18 protein-coding genes are annotated in these 23,311 nt (G+C 61.0%); 12 read left to right on the top strand and 6 right to left on the bottom strand.

Going from position 1 to position 23,311, the window contains the following annotated elements:
* Window positions 1-161: 161 nt before the first annotated feature.
* From JS541_RS04705 to JS541_RS04670, 8 genes are all read left to right on the top strand, one after another.
* Window positions 162-1,325 carry a hypothetical protein gene (locus JS541_RS04705; RefSeq protein ID WP_214373324.1) on the top strand — a complete coding sequence of 388 codons (1,164 nt, stop codon included), beginning with the start codon at window positions 162-164 and terminating at the stop codon, window positions 1,323-1,325.
* On the top strand, window positions 1,322-2,944 hold the full coding sequence (locus JS541_RS04700; RefSeq protein ID WP_214373323.1) for a class I SAM-dependent DNA methyltransferase: 1,623 nt from the start codon (window positions 1,322-1,324) through the stop codon (window positions 2,942-2,944). The genes JS541_RS04705 and JS541_RS04700 overlap by 4 nt, the downstream gene beginning before the upstream one ends.
* Window position 2,945: 1 nt before the next feature.
* Entirely contained in the window at window positions 2,946-4,223 is a 1,278-nt protein-coding gene (locus tag JS541_RS04695; protein ID WP_338023567.1) for a restriction endonuclease subunit S, read from the top strand.
* Between the two features lie 84 nt (window positions 4,224-4,307).
* Window positions 4,308-5,543, top strand: coding sequence for an ATP-binding protein (locus JS541_RS04690; RefSeq protein ID WP_214373321.1), 1,236 nt, complete (start codon window positions 4,308-4,310; stop codon window positions 5,541-5,543).
* Entirely contained in the window at window positions 5,533-6,102 is a 570-nt protein-coding gene (locus tag JS541_RS04685) for a hypothetical protein (protein ID WP_214373320.1), read from the top strand. Before JS541_RS04690 ends, JS541_RS04685 begins: the two co-directional genes overlap by 11 nt.
* Before the next feature lie 309 nt (window positions 6,103-6,411).
* Window positions 6,412-8,121 carry a DNA polymerase III subunit epsilon gene (locus JS541_RS04680; protein ID WP_214373319.1) on the top strand — a complete coding sequence of 570 codons (1,710 nt, stop codon included), beginning with the start codon at window positions 6,412-6,414 and terminating at the stop codon, window positions 8,119-8,121.
* Window positions 8,122-8,260: 139 nt separating this feature from the next.
* On the top strand, window positions 8,261-9,133 hold the full coding sequence (locus JS541_RS04675) for a DUF3737 family protein (protein ID WP_214373318.1): 873 nt from the start codon (window positions 8,261-8,263) through the stop codon (window positions 9,131-9,133).
* A gap of 8 nt (window positions 9,134-9,141) precedes the next feature.
* The gene (locus JS541_RS04670; RefSeq protein ID WP_214373317.1) at window positions 9,142-10,395 is read left to right on the top strand and encodes a MalY/PatB family protein; all 1,254 of its coding nucleotides are present in this window, start codon (window positions 9,142-9,144) and stop codon (window positions 10,393-10,395) included.
* Window positions 10,396-10,481: 86 nt separating this feature from the next.
* Here the strand turns inward: JS541_RS04670 and JS541_RS04665 are convergent, their stop codons facing one another.
* The 3 genes from JS541_RS04665 to JS541_RS04655 all read right to left on the bottom strand — a co-directional run bounded on the left by JS541_RS04665 (window position 10,482) and on the right by JS541_RS04655 (window position 12,895).
* Window positions 10,482-11,012, bottom strand: a complete 531-nt coding sequence (locus tag JS541_RS04665) for a PadR family transcriptional regulator (protein WP_214373316.1) — start codon at window positions 11,010-11,012, stop codon at window positions 10,482-10,484.
* Between the two features lie 118 nt (window positions 11,013-11,130).
* Entirely contained in the window at window positions 11,131-12,492 is a 1,362-nt protein-coding gene (locus tag JS541_RS04660) for an MATE family efflux transporter (protein WP_214373315.1), read from the bottom strand.
* 61 nt (window positions 12,493-12,553) lie between these two features.
* Window positions 12,554-12,895: a type II toxin-antitoxin system HicB family antitoxin gene (locus JS541_RS04655; protein ID WP_214373314.1), complete on the bottom strand. Its 342-nt coding sequence runs from the start codon at window positions 12,893-12,895 to the stop codon at window positions 12,554-12,556.
* Between the two features lie 163 nt (window positions 12,896-13,058).
* Here JS541_RS04655 and JS541_RS04650 point away from each other — a divergent pair, with 163 nt between their 5' ends.
* Window positions 13,059-14,423, top strand: a complete 1,365-nt coding sequence (locus JS541_RS04650; RefSeq protein ID WP_214373313.1) for a hypothetical protein — start codon at window positions 13,059-13,061, stop codon at window positions 14,421-14,423.
* On the opposite strand, the gene JS541_RS04645 is transcribed toward JS541_RS04650, so the two are convergent.
* On the bottom strand, window positions 14,392-16,893 hold the full coding sequence (locus JS541_RS04645; RefSeq protein ID WP_214373312.1) for an excinuclease ABC subunit UvrA: 2,502 nt from the start codon (window positions 16,891-16,893) through the stop codon (window positions 14,392-14,394). The genes JS541_RS04650 and JS541_RS04645 overlap by 32 nt on opposite strands.
* Before the next feature lie 161 nt (window positions 16,894-17,054).
* Here JS541_RS04645 and JS541_RS04640 point away from each other — a divergent pair, with 161 nt between their 5' ends.
* The 3 genes from JS541_RS04640 (at window position 17,055) to JS541_RS04630 (ending at window position 21,587) form a co-directional block, all read left to right on the top strand.
* Window positions 17,055-18,122: a LacI family DNA-binding transcriptional regulator gene (locus JS541_RS04640; RefSeq protein ID WP_214373311.1), complete on the top strand. Its 1,068-nt coding sequence runs from the start codon at window positions 17,055-17,057 to the stop codon at window positions 18,120-18,122.
* 336 nt (window positions 18,123-18,458) lie between these two features.
* Window positions 18,459-19,793, top strand: a complete 1,335-nt coding sequence (locus tag JS541_RS04635; RefSeq protein ID WP_214373310.1) for an MFS transporter — start codon at window positions 18,459-18,461, stop codon at window positions 19,791-19,793.
* A gap of 219 nt (window positions 19,794-20,012) precedes the next feature.
* Entirely contained in the window at window positions 20,013-21,587 is a 1,575-nt protein-coding gene (locus tag JS541_RS04630; RefSeq protein WP_214373309.1) for a GH32 C-terminal domain-containing protein, read from the top strand.
* Between the two features lie 171 nt (window positions 21,588-21,758).
* On the opposite strand, the gene JS541_RS04625 is transcribed toward JS541_RS04630, so the two are convergent.
* Complete coding sequence (locus tag JS541_RS04625) at window positions 21,759-22,550, bottom strand: isoprenyl transferase (protein ID WP_214373308.1); 792 nt, start codon at window positions 22,548-22,550, stop codon at window positions 21,759-21,761.
* 5 nt (window positions 22,551-22,555) lie between these two features.
* Complete coding sequence (gene recO, locus JS541_RS04620; protein ID WP_214373307.1) at window positions 22,556-23,296, bottom strand: DNA repair protein RecO; 741 nt, start codon at window positions 23,294-23,296, stop codon at window positions 22,556-22,558.
* Between the last annotated feature and the right edge of the window lie 15 nt (window positions 23,297-23,311).

The raw sequence follows: 23,311 nt of genomic DNA, 5'->3' as shown, positions 1-23,311 counted from the left end.
TCGTGGACGAGATCAACAACCGTCCCATGCGGGTACTCGGCTACCGCACGCCGGCCGAGGCATTCACCGACGAACTGCTAGAATTAGCCGACAAACAAGGGCGTTGCACTTCTAAATAGACAACGGGGAAACGGTTCAAGCGTGGGGAGATCGATATTCTGGTGGTGTTCAACATGCTGCTCACCGGATTCGACGCGCCACGATTGAAGAAAATGTACCTGTGCCGCCCGCTCAAGGCACACAACCTGTTGCAGGCGCTCACCCGTGTGAACCGGCCGTACAAGTCGATGGACCACGGTTTCGTGGTCGATTTCGTGGACATCTCCAAGCAGTTCGACCAGACCAATCAGGATTATCTGGCCGAACTGAACGGCGAGTTCGGTCAGGATGCCGCACGGTACGCCAGCCTGTTCGACGATCCGAAGGCGATCAAGGCCGACTTGTCCGACATCAAGGACACGCTGTGGCAGTACAGCACCGACAACGAGTACGCGTTCGCCAAGGAGATCAGCGCGATCCAGGACGAAGACGAGCTGTATCGGATTCGCAGGGCGCTCGAACGGTATAAGGAGCTGCGCAATCTGGCCACCCTGTACGGCTACGACGAACTGGACGAGCATTTCGACATCGCCCTGTTCGGCAAGCTGCTCAACGAGGTCAATCTGCGCATCGGACGCATCAACGAGCAGAAGGCGCTGAAGCTCGGCCAGCTGTCCACAGGCTCGCTCAACATCCTGTTGGACCATATGGAGTTCAGCTTCGAGAAGGAGGGCACCGAGGAGCTGACCGTGGCCGACAAGCTGAAGAGGACGATCCGCACCGCCTGCGGCTCGTTCCAAGGCAACGACGACCCCAAGGACCCCGCGTACGTCAATCTGCTGGACAAGCTCCGGGAGAAGCTCGTCAAAGCCAACATGCAGGAGCTCACCACCGATGAGATGACCGATCTGATCGGCCAGTTCGAGGAGCTCGCACGCGAGGCGGACGAGCTGAACCGGAAGAACGACCTGCTCGCCGGCAAATATGGCGGCGACGTGAAGTTCATGCGCATCCACAAGGAGATGATGGGCGACGATCAGCCGATGGCGTCCAGCGACGCCGCGCTGTTCCGCATCCTGTCGTCCCTGCGGCGTTCGATCGACGCCACGGTCGAACGGAATGCCGCGGCGCTCGACCAGCCGGCGATCTTCAAGCACAGCATCGGCCCGACGATCATCAAGGCGTTCAAGGACAACGACGTCACGTTCTCGCCGTCGCAGGTCAAGACGACCGTGGACAGGATCTACAATGAGTACTCCGACGAAAGGAAGACACGCCTCGCATGAACACCGAGACCTACAACGACACGCTCGCCATGATCGACCGGCTGAAGACCGTGTGCGCGAATTACGGTTTGGCGAACGACAGCAGCGAATACAAGATCATCACCGAATCGTTCCTGTACAAGTATCTCAACGACCGCATGCTTTATGAGTTGGGCAAGCTCGACCAGTTCAGGGATTGCGAGAACGTCGCCGCCATCGAGGAACGGTATCGCGGCCTTGACGAGGGTGCGCGTGCCATGCTGCCGTATGAGCTGGGCACCGTAGCAATCATCCGCCCGGAGTGGATGGTGTCCTCGCTGTACAACCTGCAGGACGACGATTTCGCGAAGACGTTCGATACGGCGCTGCTGGGCATCGTGCAGGACAACATCGACGTGTATTCGGTGAAGGCCGGCACGGAGTCGATTACCCTGTTCCAAGGCGTGAGCCGGTTCATCGTCGAGGCGAACAAGCGCAATGACTTCTGCAGGTCGCTGGTCGGCTCGTTGGTCGATTTCAGCTTCTTCGACGCGTTCTCGCAGGGCTATGACTTCTTCTCTCAGGTGTTCGAGTATCTCATCAAGGATTACAACAAGGATTCCGGCAGCTACGGCGAATACTTCACGCCGCATGCGATCGCGAACATCATGGCCCGGATTCTCGCTCCCGCAGGAGACACGAACGTGACCGTGTACGATCCGGCGGCCGGTTCGGGCACGCTGGTGCTGGCGCTGGCGCATCAGATCGGCGAGGGCAACTGCACCACGTACACGCAGGACCGTTCGCAGAAAGCCAACGAGTTCATGCGGCTGAACCTGATCCTGAACGGGCAGGTCGGTTCATTGGCGAACGTGGTGCATGACGACACGCTGGTCTCGCCGCGGCATGTGGAGCCGGACGGCAAGTCGATCAAGACGTTCGACTATGTGGTGAGCAATCCGCCGTTCAAGGCCGATTTCTCGCAGAGCCGCGACCAGCTGGCGTCCGACAAGTATGGCAGCCGTTTCTGGGCAGGCGTGCCGAAGGTGCCGGCGAAGCAGCCGGAGAAGATGGCCATCTACCTGATGTTCCTCCAGCACATCATCGATTCGATGAAGCCGGACGGCAAGGCGGCGATTGTGGTGCCGACCGGGTTCCTGACCGCGAAAAGCAAAATCGAGCTGGAGATTCGCCAGAACATGGTGAATTCCGGCATGCTGCGCGGCGTGGTGTCGATGCCGAGCAACATCTTCGCGAACACCGGCACGAACGTGTCGATCATCTTCCTCGACCGGTCGAAGCAGTACGACCATGCGCTGCTCATGGACGCCTCGAAGCTCGGAACCAAGGAGAAGGTCGGCAAGAACCAGCGGACCATTCTGTCCGATGCGGAGATCGAACGCATCATCGAAACGTTCAATGGCAGCCGGGAACAGGATGATTTTTCGGTGATCGCCTCGTATGACGCGATCAGGGAGAAGCGGTACTCGTTCAGCGCCGGACAGTATTTCGAAGTGAAGATCGACTACGAGGACATCACGCCGGAACAGTTCCACGCGGAGATGGACGAGCGGATGGGCAGACTGCGCGAGCTGTGGGCCGAAGGCGAGCGCCTGCAGCGCGAAATCGAGGAGCAGATGAAGGCGGTGCATCTTGCGTAAGGTGAAGCTTGGCGAGATTGCGGAACTAAAAACCGGACCTTTTGGGACACAGTTCTCTGCCTCCGAATATGTCGCCGAAGGCATACCGATGATTAACGTTGGCGATATCGGCTATGGGGAAGTCAATACTCACTCATTGAAAATGGTTTCAAAAGCAACGATTCGCAGACTTTCTGAGCATCTTGTTCGCGAAGGAGATATTGTTTTTGGCCGGAAGGGATCAGTGGATCGTCACGCCTACATTGATAAGCAGAAAGACGGTTGGCTGCAAGGTTCCGATTGCATCAGAGTCAGGTGCAATAGTTCAGTCAACTCTCGCTATATTTCACATTTTCTTAGGCTGTCCTACGCAAGAAAACAGATGCTCTCAAGTTGCGTTGGCTCTACCATGCCTTCCCTGAACACTGACATTCTCCAGGATATGACTATCCTTTTGCCGGATCGAGCCACCCAAGATCGAATAGAGGGCTTGCTTTCCTCCGTTGACGAAAAGATCGAGACGAATGCGAAGATCATTGCGGAGCTGGAATCAGTGGCACGTTCGGTGTACGACTACTGGTTCACCCAGTTCGATTTCCCCGACGAGCACGGCAACCCCTACCGTTTCTCCGGCGGCGCAATGACCTACAGCGAAGCCCTCCACCGTGACATTCCAGAGGGATGGAAAGTAATCACAGCCAATGAGCTAGTTTCCATAGATAGAGGAATATCCTATACGGCAAATGAATTAGCCGATCAGGGCACGTCCCTCATCAACTTGGCATCTTTTAACACGGATGGCACATACAAACATTCCGGGCTTAAACACTTCACAGGAGTCGTCAAAGACACAAAACTTCTTTCGCCCGATGACCTCGTTATGTGTGTCACTCAGCAAACTCCAATAGATTCGACCGGATCAACGGATGTTATCGCGAAGACCTTTCTCGTGCCGAATATCTTTAAGGACAAAGTCACAATGTCCATGGACGTCGTGCGACTGGTCGAAAACAGAGAAGGCATGCGATACCTGCTGAACCAAATGCTGTCACGAGTCGACTATCATCGGTATGTCAGCGGATATGCCAGCGGCACAAAAATCAAACATCTCGATGTCGAAGGATCTCTGTCGTTCCCTATTGCACTACCGCAAAACAATGGGTTAATCGACGCGTATGCATCACTATGCAAGAGCGGGGCCGCGCAAATTTCAGTCTGCTTAAAAGAATCCGCCCGCCTCGCCGCGCTGCGCGACCGGCTCCTCCCCCTCCTCATGAACGGCCAGGCCGTCATCGAATAGGCGCACAACCGTGTCGCTGTCCCTCCCGTCTTGTAGGCTATAAACAGATTTTATGTTTATAGCCTACAAGACGGGAGGGAAGCCATGCATCTGCTGAAATTTGCCATCGATGGACTTGACCTCTATCGAGATCACTCCGTCTCCATGGATTTATATGCATCCGACCGAGTATCAGCGCAATCCGTGACCGTTCATCGGTTCACCGGAATCGGAGCTGGAATCAGCTCACAGACCGTCATAGGCATAGCCGGACTCAACGCGTCCGGCAAAACCACGACACTCCGCGCTCTGAACTTCGCATTGGACATCGTACGAGGCAACCCCTTGGATGCCGACCACTTGGTATACGGCCCACTCGCCGCGCTGATTTCCGGCACCATCCAGACACGCATCATCTTCACGAACGACGATGCGTGGTTCCTACTGGAGTCCACCATCAGCAGGACCAAAGCCAAAACCGGTCAAGGTGATGGCGCACCTTACGAATCTGGCAATACGCTGAACTTCGTCGAGGAACGCATGTGGAAACACATCAATAGGCCAGTCCTCAAGAAAGAACTGACCGATTTCGAACTGTTCAAGGGGCGATGCGAGGAGACCTTGACCCGTGGCATAGGAGGCAGTCATGAACTCGCCGCCGAAGCCAAAAAATACATACCGGCCAACACTTCCATTACCTCCGGACTCAAGGGAGAAAATGGTCATTCCACGCCGGTGATGAACTACATCGACTTTTTCCGCGTACCTTTCTACACCCCGACCGTGCCGTCCGACATCGTTCGCACCTTTGATCGGAGCGTGGAACGATTGGACGTGGACGAAGATGGTAAGGTTCATCTCAAGTTCGTCGACGATGACCATGAACGTATCATGGGACAGATCGATGCAGCACAGATGCTGTCCGCCGGCACCATACGTGGAAGTCGTATCGTCAACGCCGCCGTTGAGGTTCTGAAGGAGGGAGGATATTTCCTGATAGACGAGATCGAAAACAGCCTGAACAAGAAACTGGTGGAGACCATCATGGATCTGTTCGCATCTCCCATCACCAACCCTCGCGGCGCTACATTGGTGTTTACCACGCATTACCCAGAATTACTTGATCATCTGGAACGCAAGGACGGCGTCTACTTCGCTGTTCGCGACGAGAAGCGTCGCATCCAACTCATCAAGTATTCCGACAGAGTCACGAGAGTGGAACCAAAGAAGAGCGAGATCTTCTTTTCCAATCTGGTAAAGGGTACGGCACCCAAGGCCGAAGATGTAGCAGCAATGCGCAACTACATTAAGTCGGTGACGGGAGCCGCTGATGCTCGATGAACAGTCCAAATTCATGTTGCAAAGCGCTCGCGTGCTCTTCGTCTGCGAAGGGTCATGCGAGCGCGTCATCATTGAAACCCTTCTAGCCGCCGGCAAACTGATTGTTGACGAATCATCCGTCATCAAGGACACCATCACTGAACGGCCTACGGTCATTTGCAGATCTGCGAAGACGATTCAGGACACGTTTCTGGGCTATGACTACGATAAGCAAGTCGCCATTGTCCGTATCCTCGATTCTCGTAAGGAACGATTCAAGCTCGGATACCCATACAACGAGACTATTCCCGTCTTCAGCTGTTATACGACTCCTGAAATTGAAATGCTTGCCATCATCAAAGAACAACAGCTCGACCGGTACACCAACCGATTCAAAAGCAAACTGAAACCCAGCGAATTCTGTAAGAAGGAACTGGAACTGACACGTATCAAAAATGAGGCCTTCCTACGCGACTACTGGCATGACGCCGATGAGTTGTGCGACTGCTTGGAACTATATCGGCGACAACACGTGTCCAAAGAGAAAGGCGAACTCATCATCGCCGACCTGCTTCAGTGATTCAATCACGACCAGGACAGGCGAATGGAGTACTCGAATCCTCTGTTACCGGCGACACATCATCTAGCAGAGATAAACGTCGCCGGTTTCCCCTTCCCGGCATCTTCCAATTACCGATCAAATGAATCAGTCTCCGACGGCAACCACATCGCCCAGTCCACATATCACCAAGCAAAAAGCTGATGTCTGATGAAGCTCTGGAGAATAGCAACTCAATGAATCACCTGTCCAAGCGCAAGTCCATCGACTGTGAGCGTTACCATAAGAGTCGTGGGGAACAATATTTCCATGATGATGACTATGAGTGATATGAACGATATGAATGACAGTATGAGTAGCGAACAAGCAGATAACAGCAATCAGGACAACGATCAGCACGCCACCGACGCCGGCACCGGAACCACCGCCGCGATCGACACGCCAGCCGCCGCGCCCGTCGACCGCACGTGGCTCACCAAGGCCAAGGACACGATCGACCAGTGGGCGTACATCATGTTGAAGGACGCCGACGACCACGACATCGACTGGGATTGGGTGCGTTCGCTCGATCTCGAGCACGGCATCGGCGTCGCTCAGCCGGTCGATCTCGAGCCGGGCGCGGCGAGCAACGTGCACGACCTGCTCAAGGCCGATCTCGCGATCCGCGACCGGCTCGAGGCGATCATCGCGAAGATGAGCATGGTGTTCATGCGCGACTTCGACCGTCATATCAAGACGTACGAGCTGCCGCGCGCGCTCGCGTACGCGGATCGCCGTCTGACCGATCAGATCGATCTGCTGCGCGATCGCGGCGTCGCGGAAGGACTGTGGACGGTCAGTGACGAGGACCGTCAACGCGTCACCGTGCCGGTATTGCACGCGGTCGAGGGAGGCCTGCTCACCGACGATGATCTGGCCGACGTGCAGGATCGCACCGCCGAGATCGTCAACGCGCGCGCCGAACAGCGCAAGGCCGACCGCGAGAAGCGTGAAGCGGCCAAGCACGAACGCCAGATGGCCCTGTTCGCGGCGGACGAGAAGCAGTACGGTTCCGTCGAGGCCGGCCCCGACGAGTCCGCTCCGGCCGATTCGAGTTCGGACGCGAACAGTGCGGACGATCTGGTCGAAGGGCCGCAGATCATCAACGATGACAATCCGGCCGTGCCGAGCGTCGAACAGGTGCGCACGAACGAGACCGCCGTGCCGGAGATGCGTTACGAGAAGTCACGTCATGCGGCTGCCGAGCATGTGGCCGCCCGTCAGGCCGCCGCGCCGAAGGACTACTGGCGCGAGGTGTATCTGCCCGGCCGCGACGTGGACAACGTGATGGGCATCGATCTGGAGACGAACGGCACCGAACCGTACCGCGCGTACATCATCGACGTTGGCTTCGAATATATGAACATGAAGTCGCCGCGCCCGACCTCGCTGCCCGACGACTACCGCTACGACAAGGACTATTACGAGTCCGGCGACGCGTACGACCAGCATCGCTTCTCGTTCGGCGTGACCCCCGAGGCGGCGCGTCACGGCAACGCGTTCATCATCCAGCTGACCGGCATCGACATCAGCCAGCGCACCGGCGCCGAATTCCCGCTGTTCGACGAGGACCCGGCCGCGCAGGCCGATCTGCTGCACCGGCTCACGTCGCAGCCGTTCGTGGCGCATATGGCCACGTTCGAGCACAGCTTCTTCATGCTCAACGTGGCCGGCTACGCGGAGGCCTACCGCAACGGGCATGTGACGATCATCGACACGCTGCCGATGAGCCGCCTGTGGGACGAGGGTTCGATTCCGTGCGAGGGCCATCCGGACGGAGACAACACGCTGGACGCGTATGCGAAGCGCCAGGGCGCGCTGCACGAGGACGACGCCGAACGACATCTGGGCCTCGAGGACACGCACATCATGCTGCTTGCGATGAAGCATCACCTCACGCAGCTCAAGGCCGAGGCGCGCGGACCGTGGGGTCCGGGCGGCAAGGCGGGCGTCGGCGGCAAGCGCATCGTCAACTACCGTCGCCGCACCTGGCGGCGGTAGGCTCGTCGCCCGCACACGCCGGCGTGTTCGCTATCCGAGTGAACGTTGACTTCGAGCACTTGAAGTTACCACAATCGGGTAGCGGCGGTCGCCGGCGACGACGGCCGATACGAGACGACGAGAGGCAAAGAGGACGTTCATGAACGAACCTGCAACGAACCAGTCCGGCATCATCCGTCAGGCGCGGCTGACCGGCGAACGCGCGGAGTTCTTCGCGCACGACATGACCTATATCGACACGATCTTCGCGGACGGCGAGTCGCCGCTCAAGCACGCGCGCAACATCACGCTGGACAACTGCTCGTTCCAGTGGAAGTACCCGTTATGGTATGCGAACGACGTCACCGTGCGCAATTCGACGTGGTTCGAGATGGGCCGCGCCGGCGTGTGGTACACGAGCCGCATGCTGGTGGAGGATTCGACGATCGAGGCGCCGAAGAACTTCCGCCGGGCGAGCGACGTCACGTTGCGCAATGTCGATCTGACGAACGCCGAGGAGACGTTCTGGAACTGCACGAACGTGACATTGGACAACGTTGTCGCCCGCGGCGATTATTTCGGCATGAACTGCGAGCATGTGACCGCAGAACGGTTCCGTCTGGTCGGCAACTATCCGTTCGACGGCGCGCGCGACATCACGGTGCGCGATTCGCGGCTCATTTCCAAGGACGCGTTCTGGAACACGGAAAACGTGACTGTCGAGAACTCGTACATCTCCGGCGAATATCTTGGCTGGAACTCGCGCAACCTCACGTTCGTCAACTGCACGATCGAAAGCCTGCAAGGACTGTGCTATATCGACAACCTTGTCATGAAGGACTGCCGTCTGGTCAATACGACGCGCGCGTTCGAGTATTCGACGGTGGACGTGGACGCGCATGGCACGATCGACAGCATCGTCAATCCGACCGGCGGCGTGATTCGCGCGGATGCGATCGGCACACTGACGTTGGAGGCGGATCGCATCGATCCGTCGAAGACGACGATTCTGACCGGGAAGCATGCGGCATGAGCGGCGATATGAACAATATGATCGGCCGCGCAAACGGACAGACAGCCGACTGCAAGAACGACGATACATTCGATTTCGACACACCGGTGGACCGCGCCGGCACGTGGTCGCTCAAGTGGGAGGAGGCCGACGGCGCGCTGCCGATGTGGGTGGCGGATATGGACTTTCCGACCGCTCCTGCCGTGCGTGACGCACTGGAGCGGCGCGTCGCGCACGGCGTGTTCGGCTATTCGATCGTGCCGGACGAGTGGGGCCGCGCATACGTCGACTGGTGGGGTTCGCGGCATGGTCTGACGATCGACCCGCAGTCGCTGATCTTCACGACGGGCGTGATTCCGGCGATCTCAAGCATGGTGCGCAAGCTGACGACGCCGGCCGAGAACGTGGTCATCATGACGCCCGTGTACAACATCTTCTTCAATTCGATTCTCAACAACGGCCGCAACGCGCTCCAGTCGTCGCTTGTCTACGATGCGGCCGCCGGACGGTACGCGATCGATTGGACCGATCTGGAGGCGAAGCTCGCGGATCCGCAGACCTCGCTGATGATCCTGTGCAACCCGCACAATCCGACCGGCATGGTCTGGGATCGCGCCACGCTCACGCGGATCGGCGAGCTGTGTTGGAAGCATCACGTCACGGTGATCAGCGACGAGATCCACTGCGATCTGACCGATCCAGGCGTCTCGTACGTGCCGTTCGCATCCGTGGACGAGCGGTGTGCGGCGATTTCGGTGACGTGCATGGCGCCGACGAAGGCGTTCAACATCGCCGGACTGCATACGGCGGCCGTGATGGTGCCCGATCCGACACTGCGGCACAAGGTGTGGCGCGGGCTCAACACCGATGAGGTGGCCGAGCCGAACGCATTCGCCATCGATGCGGCGATTGCCGCGTTCGGGCATGGAGGCGCGTGGCTGGATGCGCTGCGCAGCTATCTGGCCGGCAACAAGCGTGAGGTGGAGCAGCTGATCGACGACTACAACGGTTCAGTCGCGGCTGACCGTCATGTCATGCTGGTGAGCGGCCCGGCCACGTATCTGCTGTGGCTGGACTGTTCGGCGTTCGTCGGAGATGGATCACGGTTTACGACCACGACCGAACTGTGCGATTGGCTCAAGCGCGAGCACAAGGTGATGTTCTCCTCCGGCGCGCAGTTCGGCGGCAACGGCGCCTCGTTCATCCGCATCAACGTCGCATGCCCGAGGGCGCGGATGCGCGAGGGGTTCACGAGGCTGTTCGCGGGACTGCGGGCGCTGTAAGCCGGCAGTCGAGGAAATGTCAGACAGCGAGGGGTGTCGGTTCACATTACATCGAACCGACACCCCTCGCCTATACGCGCGACAACTCACGCGTCGATGCCAAGCATCGAGCGCAGCCAGTCAAGTTCGGCCGCGATCTGCGCGTCGTGTACGGCGATGATGCCTCGACGGTACGGGTCCGTGATCTGGTCGAATGAGAGCGGATTGCCAGCATCGCAGTAGAAGAAGTGGACATCGCCGCGGCTGAGCAGGTCGTACCGGCGTCGCAGGACGGCGTCACGGTCGGCTTTGTCGGGGATGACGGACAGGAACGTGAGTACGACCATCCAGCGGGTGAAATCACTGACATCGAATCCGCTCGCGTTCTTCAGTTCGGCGATCAGCTTGGCACGGCCGGCGTCGAGCAGCGTGAACAGGCGACGCTGACGACCGTCGCGCATCTCGGACTCTTCCGCGATCAGTCCGGCGTCGACGAGTCGGGTGGTCGCCGGGTAAATCGCACCGTCGCTGAACTTACGGCTCGACCCCTGCAGTTGTTCCATTTTCTTGCGCAGCTCATAGCCGCACATGGAACGTTCCGACAGGAAGCCCAAAATCATCGTTTCGATCACGCTCATGCGTGACAGTATATCTCGTTTCGACATATCCCAACGTCGCGTCATCCCAGCGCGTAACCACGGCCTTCATACGCCGAGCCAGTCATCGCAATGGACAACACGCCACGACGCGCGCGCATCATCGCGACAATCCGCGCAGAATCCTGCGCTGGAACGGTATGGTCACCGCGAACGAGAGCGTATCGGATACGGACTGCGCCACCTCCACGCCGAGCACGCCGAGGAAGTGCGGCAGGATGAGCACGGCCGGAGCGAGAAACAGACCCATGCGGCATACGGCGAGGAACGAGGCGATACCGGTCTTGCCCATTGTCTGCGTGGACATGTTGCCCATCATGTTGACGCCGTTGAGCGCCACCGTGATGCATTGGAAATGCAGCGCGGACACGCCCACCTCGACCACGGCCGGGTCGGAGCGGAAGATCTCGACCAGCTGCGGTGCGAACGCCCAGATCAGCGCGCCGAGCACGGCGAGCACCGCGGTCGACAGCGTGACGCAGAACCAATACGCCTGTTTGACGCGATCGTATTTTCCGGCGCCGTAGTTGTATCCGCACACCGGCTGAAAGCCTTGGCCCAAGCCGACGATCACCGAGTTCGCGCCGAGCATGATGCGCATGACGATGGCCATGCCGGCGATGGTCGCATCGCCGAACGGGTTGGCCGCGATGTTCACGCAGGTGGTCGCGATCGATCCGGCGCCCTGGCGAACCAGTGACGGCAGGCCCCCGCCGATGATCTCGCGCACGAGCAGCACATCGGGCTTGCAGTTGCGCAGCGACAGCTTCATCACGCCGAATTTGCGGCTCAATGTGGTCAGGATCACGAAGCTCAATGTCTGGCAGATGCCGGTCGCAAGCCCGGCACCGAAAATGCCGAGATCAAGCACGAAGATGAACAGCGGCGCGAGCAGGAAGTTGAGCAATGCGCCCGAGACGAGGCCGGTCATGCCGAACGCGGACTGCCCTTGATACCGCAGCAGGCCGTTGAGCGCGAACGACCCGCACACGCAAGGCGCGGCAGCGAGGATCGGCGTGAGATATTGCACGGCGTACGGCGCGATGGTGGCGGTCGAGCCGAGCGCGACGACCAGCGACCGCAAGGTCAGCAGGCCGAGGACCGCGACGGTCAGACCGCATAGGACCGCACCGGTGAAGCCGATGGCGAGCAGTTTGGCGGCACGTTCGTTGTTTTGTTTGCCCAGCTCGCGGCTCATGGAGTTGCCCGCGCCGTTGCCAAAGAAGAATCCGATGGCCTGCAGCACGGTCATGACGGAGAATGCGATGCCGATCGCGCCAGATTGCGCGGTGCCGAGCTGGCCAATGAAGAACGTATCGGTAAGGTTATACGCGGTGGTGACCAGATTCGAGATCACAGCCGGAATACACAGTCTCAAGATGAGCGGGCGGATCGGCTGGGTCGTCATCTGACGGTATTTCGCGTCCGCGCTCGCACGTCTGATCGTATGAATCTGCACCACGATTGGCTACTGTACTCGCCGTCCGGACGGGGTCACGACCATTGTTCTACCATGCAGTCGGCTAGGCTTTCGTCGATTGCGTCAGACGGGACTGCACCAGACGGTTGAGCGAGACGCCTTGTTCGGCGGCCTCGATGGTGAGCCTGCGATGGACTTCCGGCGGCACACGCACCATGATATGACCGGAATAATGGCGGTCTTCGAACGGCTCCGGCACGTTCTGCCCCTTGGATCGCATCGCCGCCACCCGTTCGGAGGCCAACACCCGCAATCCGGCGAGCGCATCCAGCGAAGATTGCGCGATGAACCGCAGATCCGGCAGTTCGGCAACCGTCGCGACGAATCCGTCGTCCTCGTTCGACCAATGAATACGATAGACGTATCGATCACTTTCGTCAGCCATCGCGCACCTCCCTGAACCACCGCTACGCTCACCATATCGCATGACGGCAACGGCCGGAAACCGCACCGACACGCCGACCGCCACAATCGAACATTTGTACGACCATTGTGATATCAATAGTGATATCACACACGACGCAGTGTCTTTCGAGAAAGGAGCGACCATGGCAACCGCAACGTTGTACGCGCCCGAAGTGGACGGCCTGATGCGCATACGGAATTCGAATTCGCCTGATCTGATCCTTCCAATCGATCTGCGCGCTCAAACACTGATAGCGCTGCTGCACAACATCGTGCCAACAGACGGAATCCGCGCTTTGTGGGTCACGGCCGAACGCGGTTCCATCGAGGCGTTCGGCACCTATGCACAGCTGCATGCGGACGGCCTGTTCGATTCGTACGAGCAGTTTGACGCGCATTGGCGGGAATGCTACCCCGACAAGATGCAGTGGTACCGGTTGACATACGAGGAACGGGACGATACACGGCTGCTGACGGTGAACGACCGGTTCTCGGTGAGGTTCGTGCGCGAGGCGCCGCAAGGCGTCAATGCCGCATTTGCCATGCAGCTGATGTCGTGGCTGATCGCCGGCGTGGAGGAATGCGTGCGTCGTTGCGTTCAGGGCACATACAACGCATGGGTGAGCGAACAGCTTCCGTTCGACATGCGCATGGGCGTGATGCCACGCAAGACGTACTGGGAGATTTTCCCCGAGAGCCTTGCCTACGTCCAAGCCACCGTGCGCGAGAACGAACTCAAACGGTTCGATCGGCTGTTCGTCCGCCCGTCATCGCAATCGGCGGTACGGACGGACACCAGGCAACGTTTGACCGAACTGAGCCTGAACGATTATTACCGGGCATGCGGGGATGCATATATGGCGTCACGGTTCCCAGTCCCGTCGAATACCGCCTCGCCTGAGGATTGGCATAGGGCTTATGCGAATCCGTGCGGACAGGTGGCGGATATGCTCGACCGAGATTCTCCGGAGGAGTTCCTGTCATGGATCGAAGACGAACGCGATGACCGGCACATGTGGGAGATGCTGCCCGGGCCGGGATTTTCATGGGTCACGCTGATGCCGATACATGATGAATTCGGCTGGACACTGGTACTGGATGGTGCGGCGTATCCGATCTGCGCAAACGCCATTGGCGTGGCGCTGGCATTGCACGATGCCGGATGGCCGCTCAGCGTACCGCACGCCGATGCCATGCTTCGCGCGGTACGCGGCGAGGACCGAGTCGGTATTGTGCCGCGATACACGATGCCGCCGTATGACGACGGCGCATTCCCCGATTCCGAAGTGCGCGATTTCGTCACCTTGCCGGCAGATCACGCGGAGGAGGTGATAGAACGAGCCGACTGGTACCCCATAGCACGGGTTCGCCTGGTCGACCAGAGCGCACATGAAGCAGTGGATGCGCCAGGGCCGCCAGCCGGAATGCATCTCGAGGCGGGCACACGCATGCAAGTCCTTGGGCCGCGAACGGTTATCAATCATGGACGGAAAGATATCGGCCGGTGATGCTGTCGGAATTCGATTGGATCTGTAGTGGGGTACCCACGGCGACGATGCGGCCCCCAGCCTCGCCGCCGCCCGGCCCCATATCGATGATCCAGTCGGCATTGGCGATCATGTCGAGGTCATGCTCGATGACCACCACAGTCGCCCCCGCGGCGACCAGACTGTCGAAGACGGACAACAGCACGCGCACGTCGAACGGATGCAGGCCGATGGTCGGCTCATCGAACACGAACACGGCATCCGACTGAGTCCGCCCCATCTCGCTGGCCAGTTTCAGACGTTGCGCCTCTCCACCGGAGAGGGATGGCGTCGGCTCCCCCAGCGTGAGATACCCGAGTCCAAGGTCATGCAGCGTGGTCAGCGAGGCATGCGCCTTGCGCAGGGGTTTCGTCACGGCAAGCGCCTCGTCCACGCTCATGGCCATCATCTGCGGCAGGGTCATCGGCCTGTCGACGCCCCAATGGATGTCGCTTGCCGCCGGTGCGTATCGTCCGCCACGGCAATCGGGGCATGCGATGGTCACGTCGGGCAGGAACTGCACATCGAGGGAGATCGAACCGGTGCCGTCACAGGTCGGGCAACGCAGGCGCCCCGTGTTGTAGGAGAAGTCGCCGGTCTTGTATCCGGCCGACTTGGCCTCATCGGTGCGGGCAAAGGCGCGGCGCAACTCGTCGTGCACGCCGCAGTAAGTGGCGACCGTCGACCGCACATTCGCACCGATCGGCGTGGCGTCGATCAGGTTGACCTTGGCGATGCCGTCCGCGCAGACGGACCGCACTTGTTCGGGTAACGCGGCCCTTTCGGCATTGGCCCGCAGGGCCGGGATCAGCGTCTCCAGCACGAGCGTGGTCTTGCCGGAACCGGAGACACCGGTCACCGCGATCAGCCGGCCGCGCGGAATGTCCACGCTCAACGGTTTGACGGTGTGCATCTGACCGGTCTCCATGTGGATGCGACCGAGATCGAACACCCGTTCCGGCGCGACGGATGCACGCACCCGCGTCTGGCCGTGCTCGTTCAGGAACGGAGCGATGCGGCTGATCGGGTTTCGTTCGACGGCAGCCACCGACCCTTGCGCGATCACATGGCCGCCGTTCGTTCCGGCGACCGGCCCCATTTCGATGAGATGGTCGGCCGCGGCGAGCACGCGCACGTCATGGTCGACCACCACCACGGAGTTGCCGTCGGCGATGAGGTCATGCATCACGCCAAGCAGGCCGTCAACGTTCGACGGGTGCAGGCCGATGGACGGCTCGTCGAGCACATACAGCACGCCCGTGGTGCGGTTGCGCACCGCCCGCGCCAATTGCACGCGTTGGCGTTCCCCGGTCGACAAGGTCGAACCGGCGCGATCGAGCGACAGGTATCCGAGACCGAGTTCCAGCAGCCGTTTCGCCACGTCGAGGAACGATTCGCAGATGTTCGCCGCCATCGGGCGCATGTCCGGCGGCACTGCGTCCGGCACGCCCCGCACCCATGTCACGATGTCATCCAATGCCATGCCGGTCACCTGAGCCAGGTTCAGTCCGCACACCTGCGGCGCACGCGCGGCGGCACTCAGTCTCGTACCGCCGCAGTCGCGGCAGGGACGTTCCGCGAGGAAGCGAGCCACCCGCTTCAGCCCCTTCTCGTCCTTGGCTTTGGCGAGCGCGTTCTCGACGGTGTACACGGCGTTATAGTACGTAAAATCCAGCTCGGCGAAGTCATCCGACTTCTTGGATCGGTACAGGATGTGCTTTTTGACGGCCGGTCCGTTGAAGACGATGTCGCGCTCTTCGGGCGTCAGTTCCCAAAACGGCACGTCGGTGCGCACGCCCATCGCGCCACACACCTGTTTCATAAGATCCCACATGAGCGAGCCCCACGGCAGCACCGCGCCATCATCAATGGATTTCGACTCGTCGGGCACGAGTGCGGCGCGGTTCACCTCGCGCACGACGCCGGTGCCAGAGCAGGTCGGGCATGCTCCGCCCGAGTTGAAGGCAAGGTCCTCGGCACCGGGCGCGTAGAACCGTTTGCCGCATCCCAAGCAGACGATCGGCAATCCTGCCGCCACGTCAAGCGTCGGCTTATTGCGCGCACCACAGTGCGGGCATACGTGGGTGCCGCAGCGGGAAAACAGGAGACGCAGACTGTTGAGCAGCTCGCTCATCGTGCCGAACGTCGAACGAATTCCCGGCACGCTGGGCCGCTGATGCAACGCCAACGCAGCCGGCACGTAGCGCACCTCGTCCACCTGGGCGCGGGAAGCCTGCGTCAGTCGCCGCCGCGTGTAGGTCGACAGCGCCTCAAGGTAACGCCGCGACCCTTCCGCATACAGCACGCCCAGCGCCAGCGAGGATTTGCCCGAGCCGGACACCCCGGCGATGCCCACCATCTCATTGAGCGGCACATCAACGTCGACGCTCTTCAGGTTATGCACCCGCGCCCCGCGTATTTCGATCGCGTCAGGCCTGTGATGCTCAGCCACGGTTTCTCCCCTCGTCGCCAATCCGTATTCACGACGATTATCGCAGGGGACTCCCCTTAGCCGCCTCACCCGGTCGGATTCCGCACATCGAATCACCATGAGACCGGACACACCCGGGGAAACGCCACGTCCTTCACCCATTACGTGTATCGTTTGACGGTATGACGACGATGAAGGAGATTGCCCTCGAAACGGGCGTGTCGGTGTCCACGGTGTCGCTGGTGCTCAACAACCGCGATCAGGGCCGCGTGAAGTCCGAGATCGCGGCGAAGGTGCGCGCCACGGCCACGCGGCTTGGCTACCGCTCGAACCCGCTCGCGCGTTCGCTGCGCACCGGCAAGACGCGCATTCTCGGCTTCATCAGCGAAGAGGTCGCCACCACGCCATACGCGGGCGGCATCATCCTCGGCGCGCAGGACGCGGCCAGCCAGCTCGGCTACATGCTGCTCACGGTGAACACGGACGGCGCGTCGAACGAGAACGACGAGATCGCCACGCTCAAACGCTACGGCGTGGACGGGTTCATGTACGCGAAGATGTCGAACCGGCACATCGACGTGCCGGACACGCTCACCGACTATCCGCTCGTGCTGGTGGACGCGACCGACAACAAGGGCGAGTATCCGAGCGTGGAGCCGGACGAGATCCGCATCGCGTACGATGCGACGAAACGGCTGATCGACGCGGGCTGCGAGCGCATCGCGTACGTCGGCTGTTCGGAGCCGCTGCTGGCGCAGGATCGACGGTTGACCGGATACCGGAAGGCCTTGGAGGATGCCGGACGCGAGTTCGACGGGTCGCTGGCTGCGAACGTGCTCAACAACGGTCCTGCGCTGCGTGCGGTGAGCGACCTGTTCGACCGGGCGCGACCGGACGGCGTGTTCTGTTTCAACGATGCCCGGGCGTGGTACGTGTACGAGTGCGCGGCCCGGCGCGGACTCGAGATCGGGCGCGACGTGTCGGTGGTCGGCGTGGACAACCACCGCGTGATGGCGGAGACGCTCTCGCCGCAGCTGACGACGGTGGCGCTGCCGCATTACGAGATGGGATACTGGGCCGCGCTGAAGCTGGTGTCGCTGATCGAGCCGGGACGTGATCTGAGCGGGTTCGCGCAGCCTGAAACGACGGCTGCGATTCCGCCGCTGGATGCGCCGATTCCGGCGAAGATCCACTGCACGCTGATTGAGAAGGAGTCCGTGCGCGCCGATCGGGTTCACCCGCTCGGCTAATCCGCATCCGCATTCCACGACGGACCGCCCACCGAATCCGATCCGTCGAACGAACCGCCCCGCGCAGCACGGCAAACTGGCTTCACTGGCACCGGCACAATCACAATTCCAGTGTTCGAAACCATTGTTAGCGTTACACAAACGTCAAACGATTGACACGACACGCCGAAGCATCGTCAATCGTTTGACGTAAATCGTTTGACATTTTATACTCAAATCACGATTTCATACAAGGGCACGGCAGCCCGGAAGGAAATCCCCATAACCAAACACAGCACAACATCACAAACAACAAGACGGCCGCATGGCAGCGGCCGCGAGAGAAAAGGGAATGCAATGGCAGCAGGCAAGACCGCAGCATGGAAGAATCCTTCCTACCTGCAAAGCTCCTTCGGCATCTTCATGTTCTTCTGCTCATGGGGCGTGTGGTGGTCCTTCTTCCGCATCTGGCTGGAATCGCTCCAGCTGAGCGACGCCGAGATCGGCACCATCTACTCCATCAACTCCGCTGCGACCATGGTCATCATGTTCGCGTACGGCGCGATCCAGGACCAGCTCGGCATCAAGCGCAACCTCGTGATCGTCACCTCCGTCATCGCCGCGCTCGTCGGACCGTTCGTCCAGTTCGTCTACCACCCGATGATCGCGGCCGGCGGCTCCATCCGCTGGGCCGGCGCGCTCATCGGATCCATCGTGCTGTCGGCCGGCTTCATGGCCGCCTGCTCGCTGCTCGAGGCCGTCACCGAACGCTACAGCCGCAAGTTCAACTTCGAATACGGCCAGTCGCGCGCCTGGGGCTCCTTCGGCTATGCAATCGTCGCCCTGTGCGCCGGCTTCATGTTCAACATCAACCCGATGATCAACTTCTGGGTCGGTTCCGCGTGCGGCCTGATCATGCTCGGCATCTACGCGTTCTGGATTCCGGCGGAGCAGAAGGACGAGCTCAAGAAGGCCGCCGATCCGAAGGCCGAGAAGTCCGGCCCGACGTTCAAGGAGATGGTGGGCGTGCTCGGCATGCCGACCCTGTGGGTACTCATCGTCTTCATGCTGTTCACCAACACCTTCTACGTCGTGTTCGATCAGCAGATGTTCCCGGTCTACTACGCCGGCCTGTTCCCGACCGCCGAAATCGGCAACGCCACCTACGGCACGCTCAACGGCTTCCAGGTCTTCCTCGAATCCGCGATGATGGGCGTCGTGCCGATCATCATGAAGAAGATCGGCGTACGCAACTCGCTGCTTCTCGGCGCGTTCGTCATGTTCGCCCGCATCGGCCTGTGCGGCGTGTTCCACGATCCGATCACCGTCTCCATCGTCAAGATGTTCCACTCCATCGAGGTGCCGCTGTTCTGCCTGCCGGCGTTCCGCTACTTCACCCTGCACTTCGACACCAAGCTGTCGGCCACGCTGTACATGGTCGGCTTCCAGATCGCCTCTCAGGTCGGCCAGATCATCTTCTCCACGCCGCTGGGCGCGTTCCACGGCTACATGAAGGGCCTCCTGCCGGACAACGACATGGGATCGCGCGTCACCTTCTGGCTGATCTCCGCCATCGTGCTCGCAGCACTCATCTACGGCTTCTTCATCATCAAGAAGGACGATCAGGATGTCGGCGGCGACCCGTTCTACACCGACAAGCAGCTGCGCCAGATGGAAGCGGCCAAGGCCTGATCCTCCCCGGCTTCGCGCATCCCGCGTCATCCGACGCGGCCACGCGACCAACATAATCGTGGTGCCCGGCAGCGTTTCCCCTTTTTTCGCGCCGGGCATCATCTGTCAGCCGTTCCGCTCCCCTATCCGGCCCGCACGGCATCCACTCCGACCCGATCCGCTCCCATCCGAACCTTCATCATCAAACCCAACATCACCCCCGCAGAAAGGAACTCAACGATGAGCGTATCCCCCATCCTCACCCCGATCGCCGACCACGACGCCGAACTCGCCAAAGCCGAGGCCGGCGTCGCCAAACTCGCCGCCACCCGCAACGACCGCTGGTACCCGAAGTTCCACATCGCCTCGAACGGCGGCTGGATCAACGACCCGAACGGCCTGTGCTACTACCAGGGCCGCTGGCACGTCTTCTACCAGCTGCACCCGTACGGCACCCAGTGGGGCCCGATGCACTGGGGCCACGTCTCCTCCGCCGACATGGTGACCTGGCGTCGCGAGCCGATCGCGTTCGCCCCGAGCCTCGAGCAGGAGAAGAACGGCGTGTTCTCCGGCGGCGCGGTCATCGGCGACGACGGCAAGGTCAAGTTCTTCTACACCGGCCACCGCTGGGCCAACGGCGTGGACAACACCGGCGGCGAATGGCAGGTGCAGATGCTTGCCGAGCCGGACGACGACACGCTCACGCACATCACCAAGCGCGGTATGGTGGTCGACTGCCCGCGCGATCAGGTCCACTGGCACTTCCGCGATCCGAAGGTCTGGAAGACCGCCGGCAAGTGGTGGATGACGTTCGGCGTCTCCTCCGCCGAACAGCGTGGCCAGATGTGGCTGTACTCCTCCGACGACATGGTCGACTGGACGTTCAAGACCGTCTTGTTCCAGCATCCGGACCCGGACGTGTTCATGCTCGAGTGCCCTGACTTCTTCCCGATCCGCGACGCCGAGGGCAACGAGAAGTGGGTCATCGGCTATTCGGCGATGGGCGCGAAGAAGCACGGCTTCGACAGCCACAGCACGTCGGCCGCCGGCTACCAGATCGGCTCGTGGACGCCGGGCGAGGCGTTCGTGCCGGAGACCGAGTTCCGCCTGTGGGATTGCGGCCACAACTACTACGCGCCGCAGTCGTTCAACACGGCCGCCGGCGACACCGAGGCTCCGGGCCGCGACGGCCGGCAGATCATGTACGGCTGGATGAGCCCGTTCGTGCAGCCGATCCCGATGGAGGACGACGGCTGGTGCGGCCAGCTGACACTCCCCCGCGAGATCACGCTCGGCTCGCGTTGCGGTGACATCCACACCGCGCCGGTCGCCGAGGTCGAGGGTCTGCGTGAAGACACGATCGATTTCGGTGCGATTGAGTTGAAGCAGGACGGCGACAAGACGCTGCTGGACAATGCCGAGGCCGTGGAGATCGAGATGACGATCGATCTGGATGCCTCGACCGCAGAACGTGCGGGCCTGCGCGTGCATGCGACCGAGGACGGCGCGTATACAGCGATCGGCTTTGATGAGCAGATCGGCCGCGTGGTGGTCGACCGCGGCGCGATGAAGCACGGCGACCGCGGCTACCGCGCTGCGCCGCTCGATGTGGATGAGCTGACCGGCAAGCTGGAACTGCGCGTGTTCGTGGACCGCGGCTCGGTCGAGGTATATGTGAACCACGGCCATCAGGTCCTGAGCTCCTACTCCTATGCGTCCGAGGGTCCGCGCGCCATCAAGCTGGTGGCCGAGTCCGGGTCGCTCAAGGTCGACAGCCTCAAGATCCATCACCTCAAGTCCATCGGACTGGAGTAAGCGCGAAGTCTGGTTCCCGGGATATTCCGCAAGAAATCCCGGGAACCAGACTTCGTGCATGTGAACATGTCAAAGGCCGGAATCACGCCAATGTGGTTCCGGCCTTTGTTCGTTATTGTGCGACTCTTGGTTCCCGGGATTGTCGGAGCGAATCCCGGGAACCGGCACACGCTACTTGGTCACCCCGCCGAACCGCCGGTCGCGGTGGACGTAATGGTCGATGGAGCGCCACAGCACCTGGCGGCCGCAGTCGGGGAACAGTTCAGGCACGAAGTCAAGCTCGGCGTAGGCGGCCTGCCACGGCAGGAAGTTCGACGTGCGCTGCTCGCCCGAGGTGCGGATCACCAGATCGCAGTCGGGCACGTCGGGCAGGTAGAGATGGTCGGCGATCATCTTCTCGGTGACGCGGTCGCCGGAGATACGTCCGTCGCGCACTTCGCGGGCGATCGCCGCGCACGCGTCCGCGATCTCGGCGCGGCCGCCGTAGTTGATACAGAACACCACGTCGATCGTCTTGTTGTTTTTGGTGCGCTCCTGCGCCACCTCAAGTTCGTCGATGACCGACTTCCACAGCTTCGGCCGGCGGCCGGACCAGCGTACGCGCACGCCCCACTCGTCCATCTGCGCGACGCGGCGGTGGATGATCTCACGCGAGAACCCCATGAGGAAGCGCACTTCCTGAGGGGAGCGCTTCCAGTTCTCGGTCGAGAACGTGTATAGCGACAGGTAGCGCACACCCGCCTCGATCGCGCCGGCGATCGTGTCGAACACCACCGGCTCGGCGGCCTGATGGCCGTTGGTGCGGATCATGCCGCGCTGCTTGGCCCACCGGCCGTTGCCGTCCATGATCACACCCACATGGCGGGGCACCTTGTTCTTTGGGAAATCGGGGATGATGGACGGATCGGAAAAAGGCGCCGCCGGAATGTCAAGCGACGTGTAGTCGACGTTCTCAAAAGCCATAGACGCTAATCTAGCAAGCGCAGTGAACGAATCGGCCGTTCCATGTAGTATTCGCTCCACTCCTCCACCAAGCGGCGCGTGGCCGGCAGCAACGGGGATTCGGCCGTACCGCCCGCACCATCCAGCGCTGTCCAGTCCCCGTGCGCCAGCGCCGCGAACTGCCGCAACACCGCCGGTTCGACCCGGTGCGCGTCCGGCGTGTGATCGGCCGCGCACATCACGCCGCCCGACGCCACAGACAGATACGCCGGCGAGCCGACCGGCTCCCCGCACACCACGCAACTGGCCAGTCGCGGCATCCAGCCGGCCAATGAGAGAGCGCGCAGCACGTACGAGTCGCCGATCATGGCCGGCGCGTGCGCACGCTTGGCGAGCGCGTGCAGCGCCCCGATCAACAGCTGGTACTGCGCGGGCGTGCGCTCGTGTTCGGCGGAGACAAGCTTGTCGGCGGTCTCGACGATCACGCCGGCGGCCACGTATGCGTCGTAGTCGGCGCAGATCGGCGCGGCGTAGGCGGCGATGGAGTCGGCTTGGGAGACGACGTCGAGGGAACGGCCGGTGGCGATGAGCACGTCGACGCGCATGAACGGTTCGAGCCGGCTGCCGAAACGGTTTTTGACCTTGCGCACGCCTTTGGCGACGGCGCGGATCTTGCCGTGGCCACGCGTGAGCATGGTGATGATGCGGTCGGCCTCGCCGAGTTTGGCGGTGCGCAAAACGACGGCCTCGTCGCGGTACAGCGGCATGTGCGCGGCTCCTTT

This window comes from Bifidobacterium sp. SO1 (assembly GCF_018555335.1).
In the GTDB taxonomy this organism is placed as follows: domain Bacteria; phylum Actinomycetota; class Actinomycetes; order Actinomycetales; family Bifidobacteriaceae; genus Bifidobacterium; species Bifidobacterium simiiventris.
This window is presented reverse-complemented; position numbering and strand designations above follow the sequence as displayed.

Coding starts and splice junctions, on each gene's coding strand:
- JS541_RS04700 (WP_214373323.1), top strand. CDS start 1,322: ATGAACACCGAGACCTACAACGACACGCTCGCCATGATCGACCGGCTG.
- JS541_RS04690 (WP_214373321.1), top strand. CDS start 4,308: ATGCATCTGCTGAAATTTGCCATCGATGGACTTGACCTCTATCGAGAT.
- JS541_RS04685 (WP_214373320.1), top strand. CDS start 5,533: ATGCTCGATGAACAGTCCAAATTCATGTTGCAAAGCGCTCGCGTGCTC.
- JS541_RS04680 (WP_214373319.1), top strand. CDS start 6,412: ATGAACGATATGAATGACAGTATGAGTAGCGAACAAGCAGATAACAGC.
- JS541_RS04675 (WP_214373318.1), top strand. CDS start 8,261: ATGAACGAACCTGCAACGAACCAGTCCGGCATCATCCGTCAGGCGCGG.
- JS541_RS04670 (WP_214373317.1), top strand. CDS start 9,142: ATGAACAATATGATCGGCCGCGCAAACGGACAGACAGCCGACTGCAAG.
- JS541_RS04665 (WP_214373316.1), bottom strand. CDS start 11,012: ATGAGCGTGATCGAAACGATGATTTTGGGCTTCCTGTCGGAACGTTCC.
- JS541_RS04655 (WP_214373314.1), bottom strand. CDS start 12,895: ATGGCTGACGAAAGTGATCGATACGTCTATCGTATTCATTGGTCGAAC.
- JS541_RS04650 (WP_214373313.1), top strand. CDS start 13,059: ATGGCAACCGCAACGTTGTACGCGCCCGAAGTGGACGGCCTGATGCGC.
- JS541_RS04640 (WP_214373311.1), top strand. CDS start 17,055: ATGACGACGATGAAGGAGATTGCCCTCGAAACGGGCGTGTCGGTGTCC.
- JS541_RS04635 (WP_214373310.1), top strand. CDS start 18,459: ATGGCAGCAGGCAAGACCGCAGCATGGAAGAATCCTTCCTACCTGCAA.
- JS541_RS04630 (WP_214373309.1), top strand. CDS start 20,013: ATGAGCGTATCCCCCATCCTCACCCCGATCGCCGACCACGACGCCGAA.
- JS541_RS04625 (WP_214373308.1), bottom strand. CDS start 22,550: ATGGCTTTTGAGAACGTCGACTACACGTCGCTTGACATTCCGGCGGCG.
- recO (WP_214373307.1), bottom strand. CDS start 23,296: ATGCCGCTGTACCGCGACGAGGCCGTCGTTTTGCGCACCGCCAAACTC.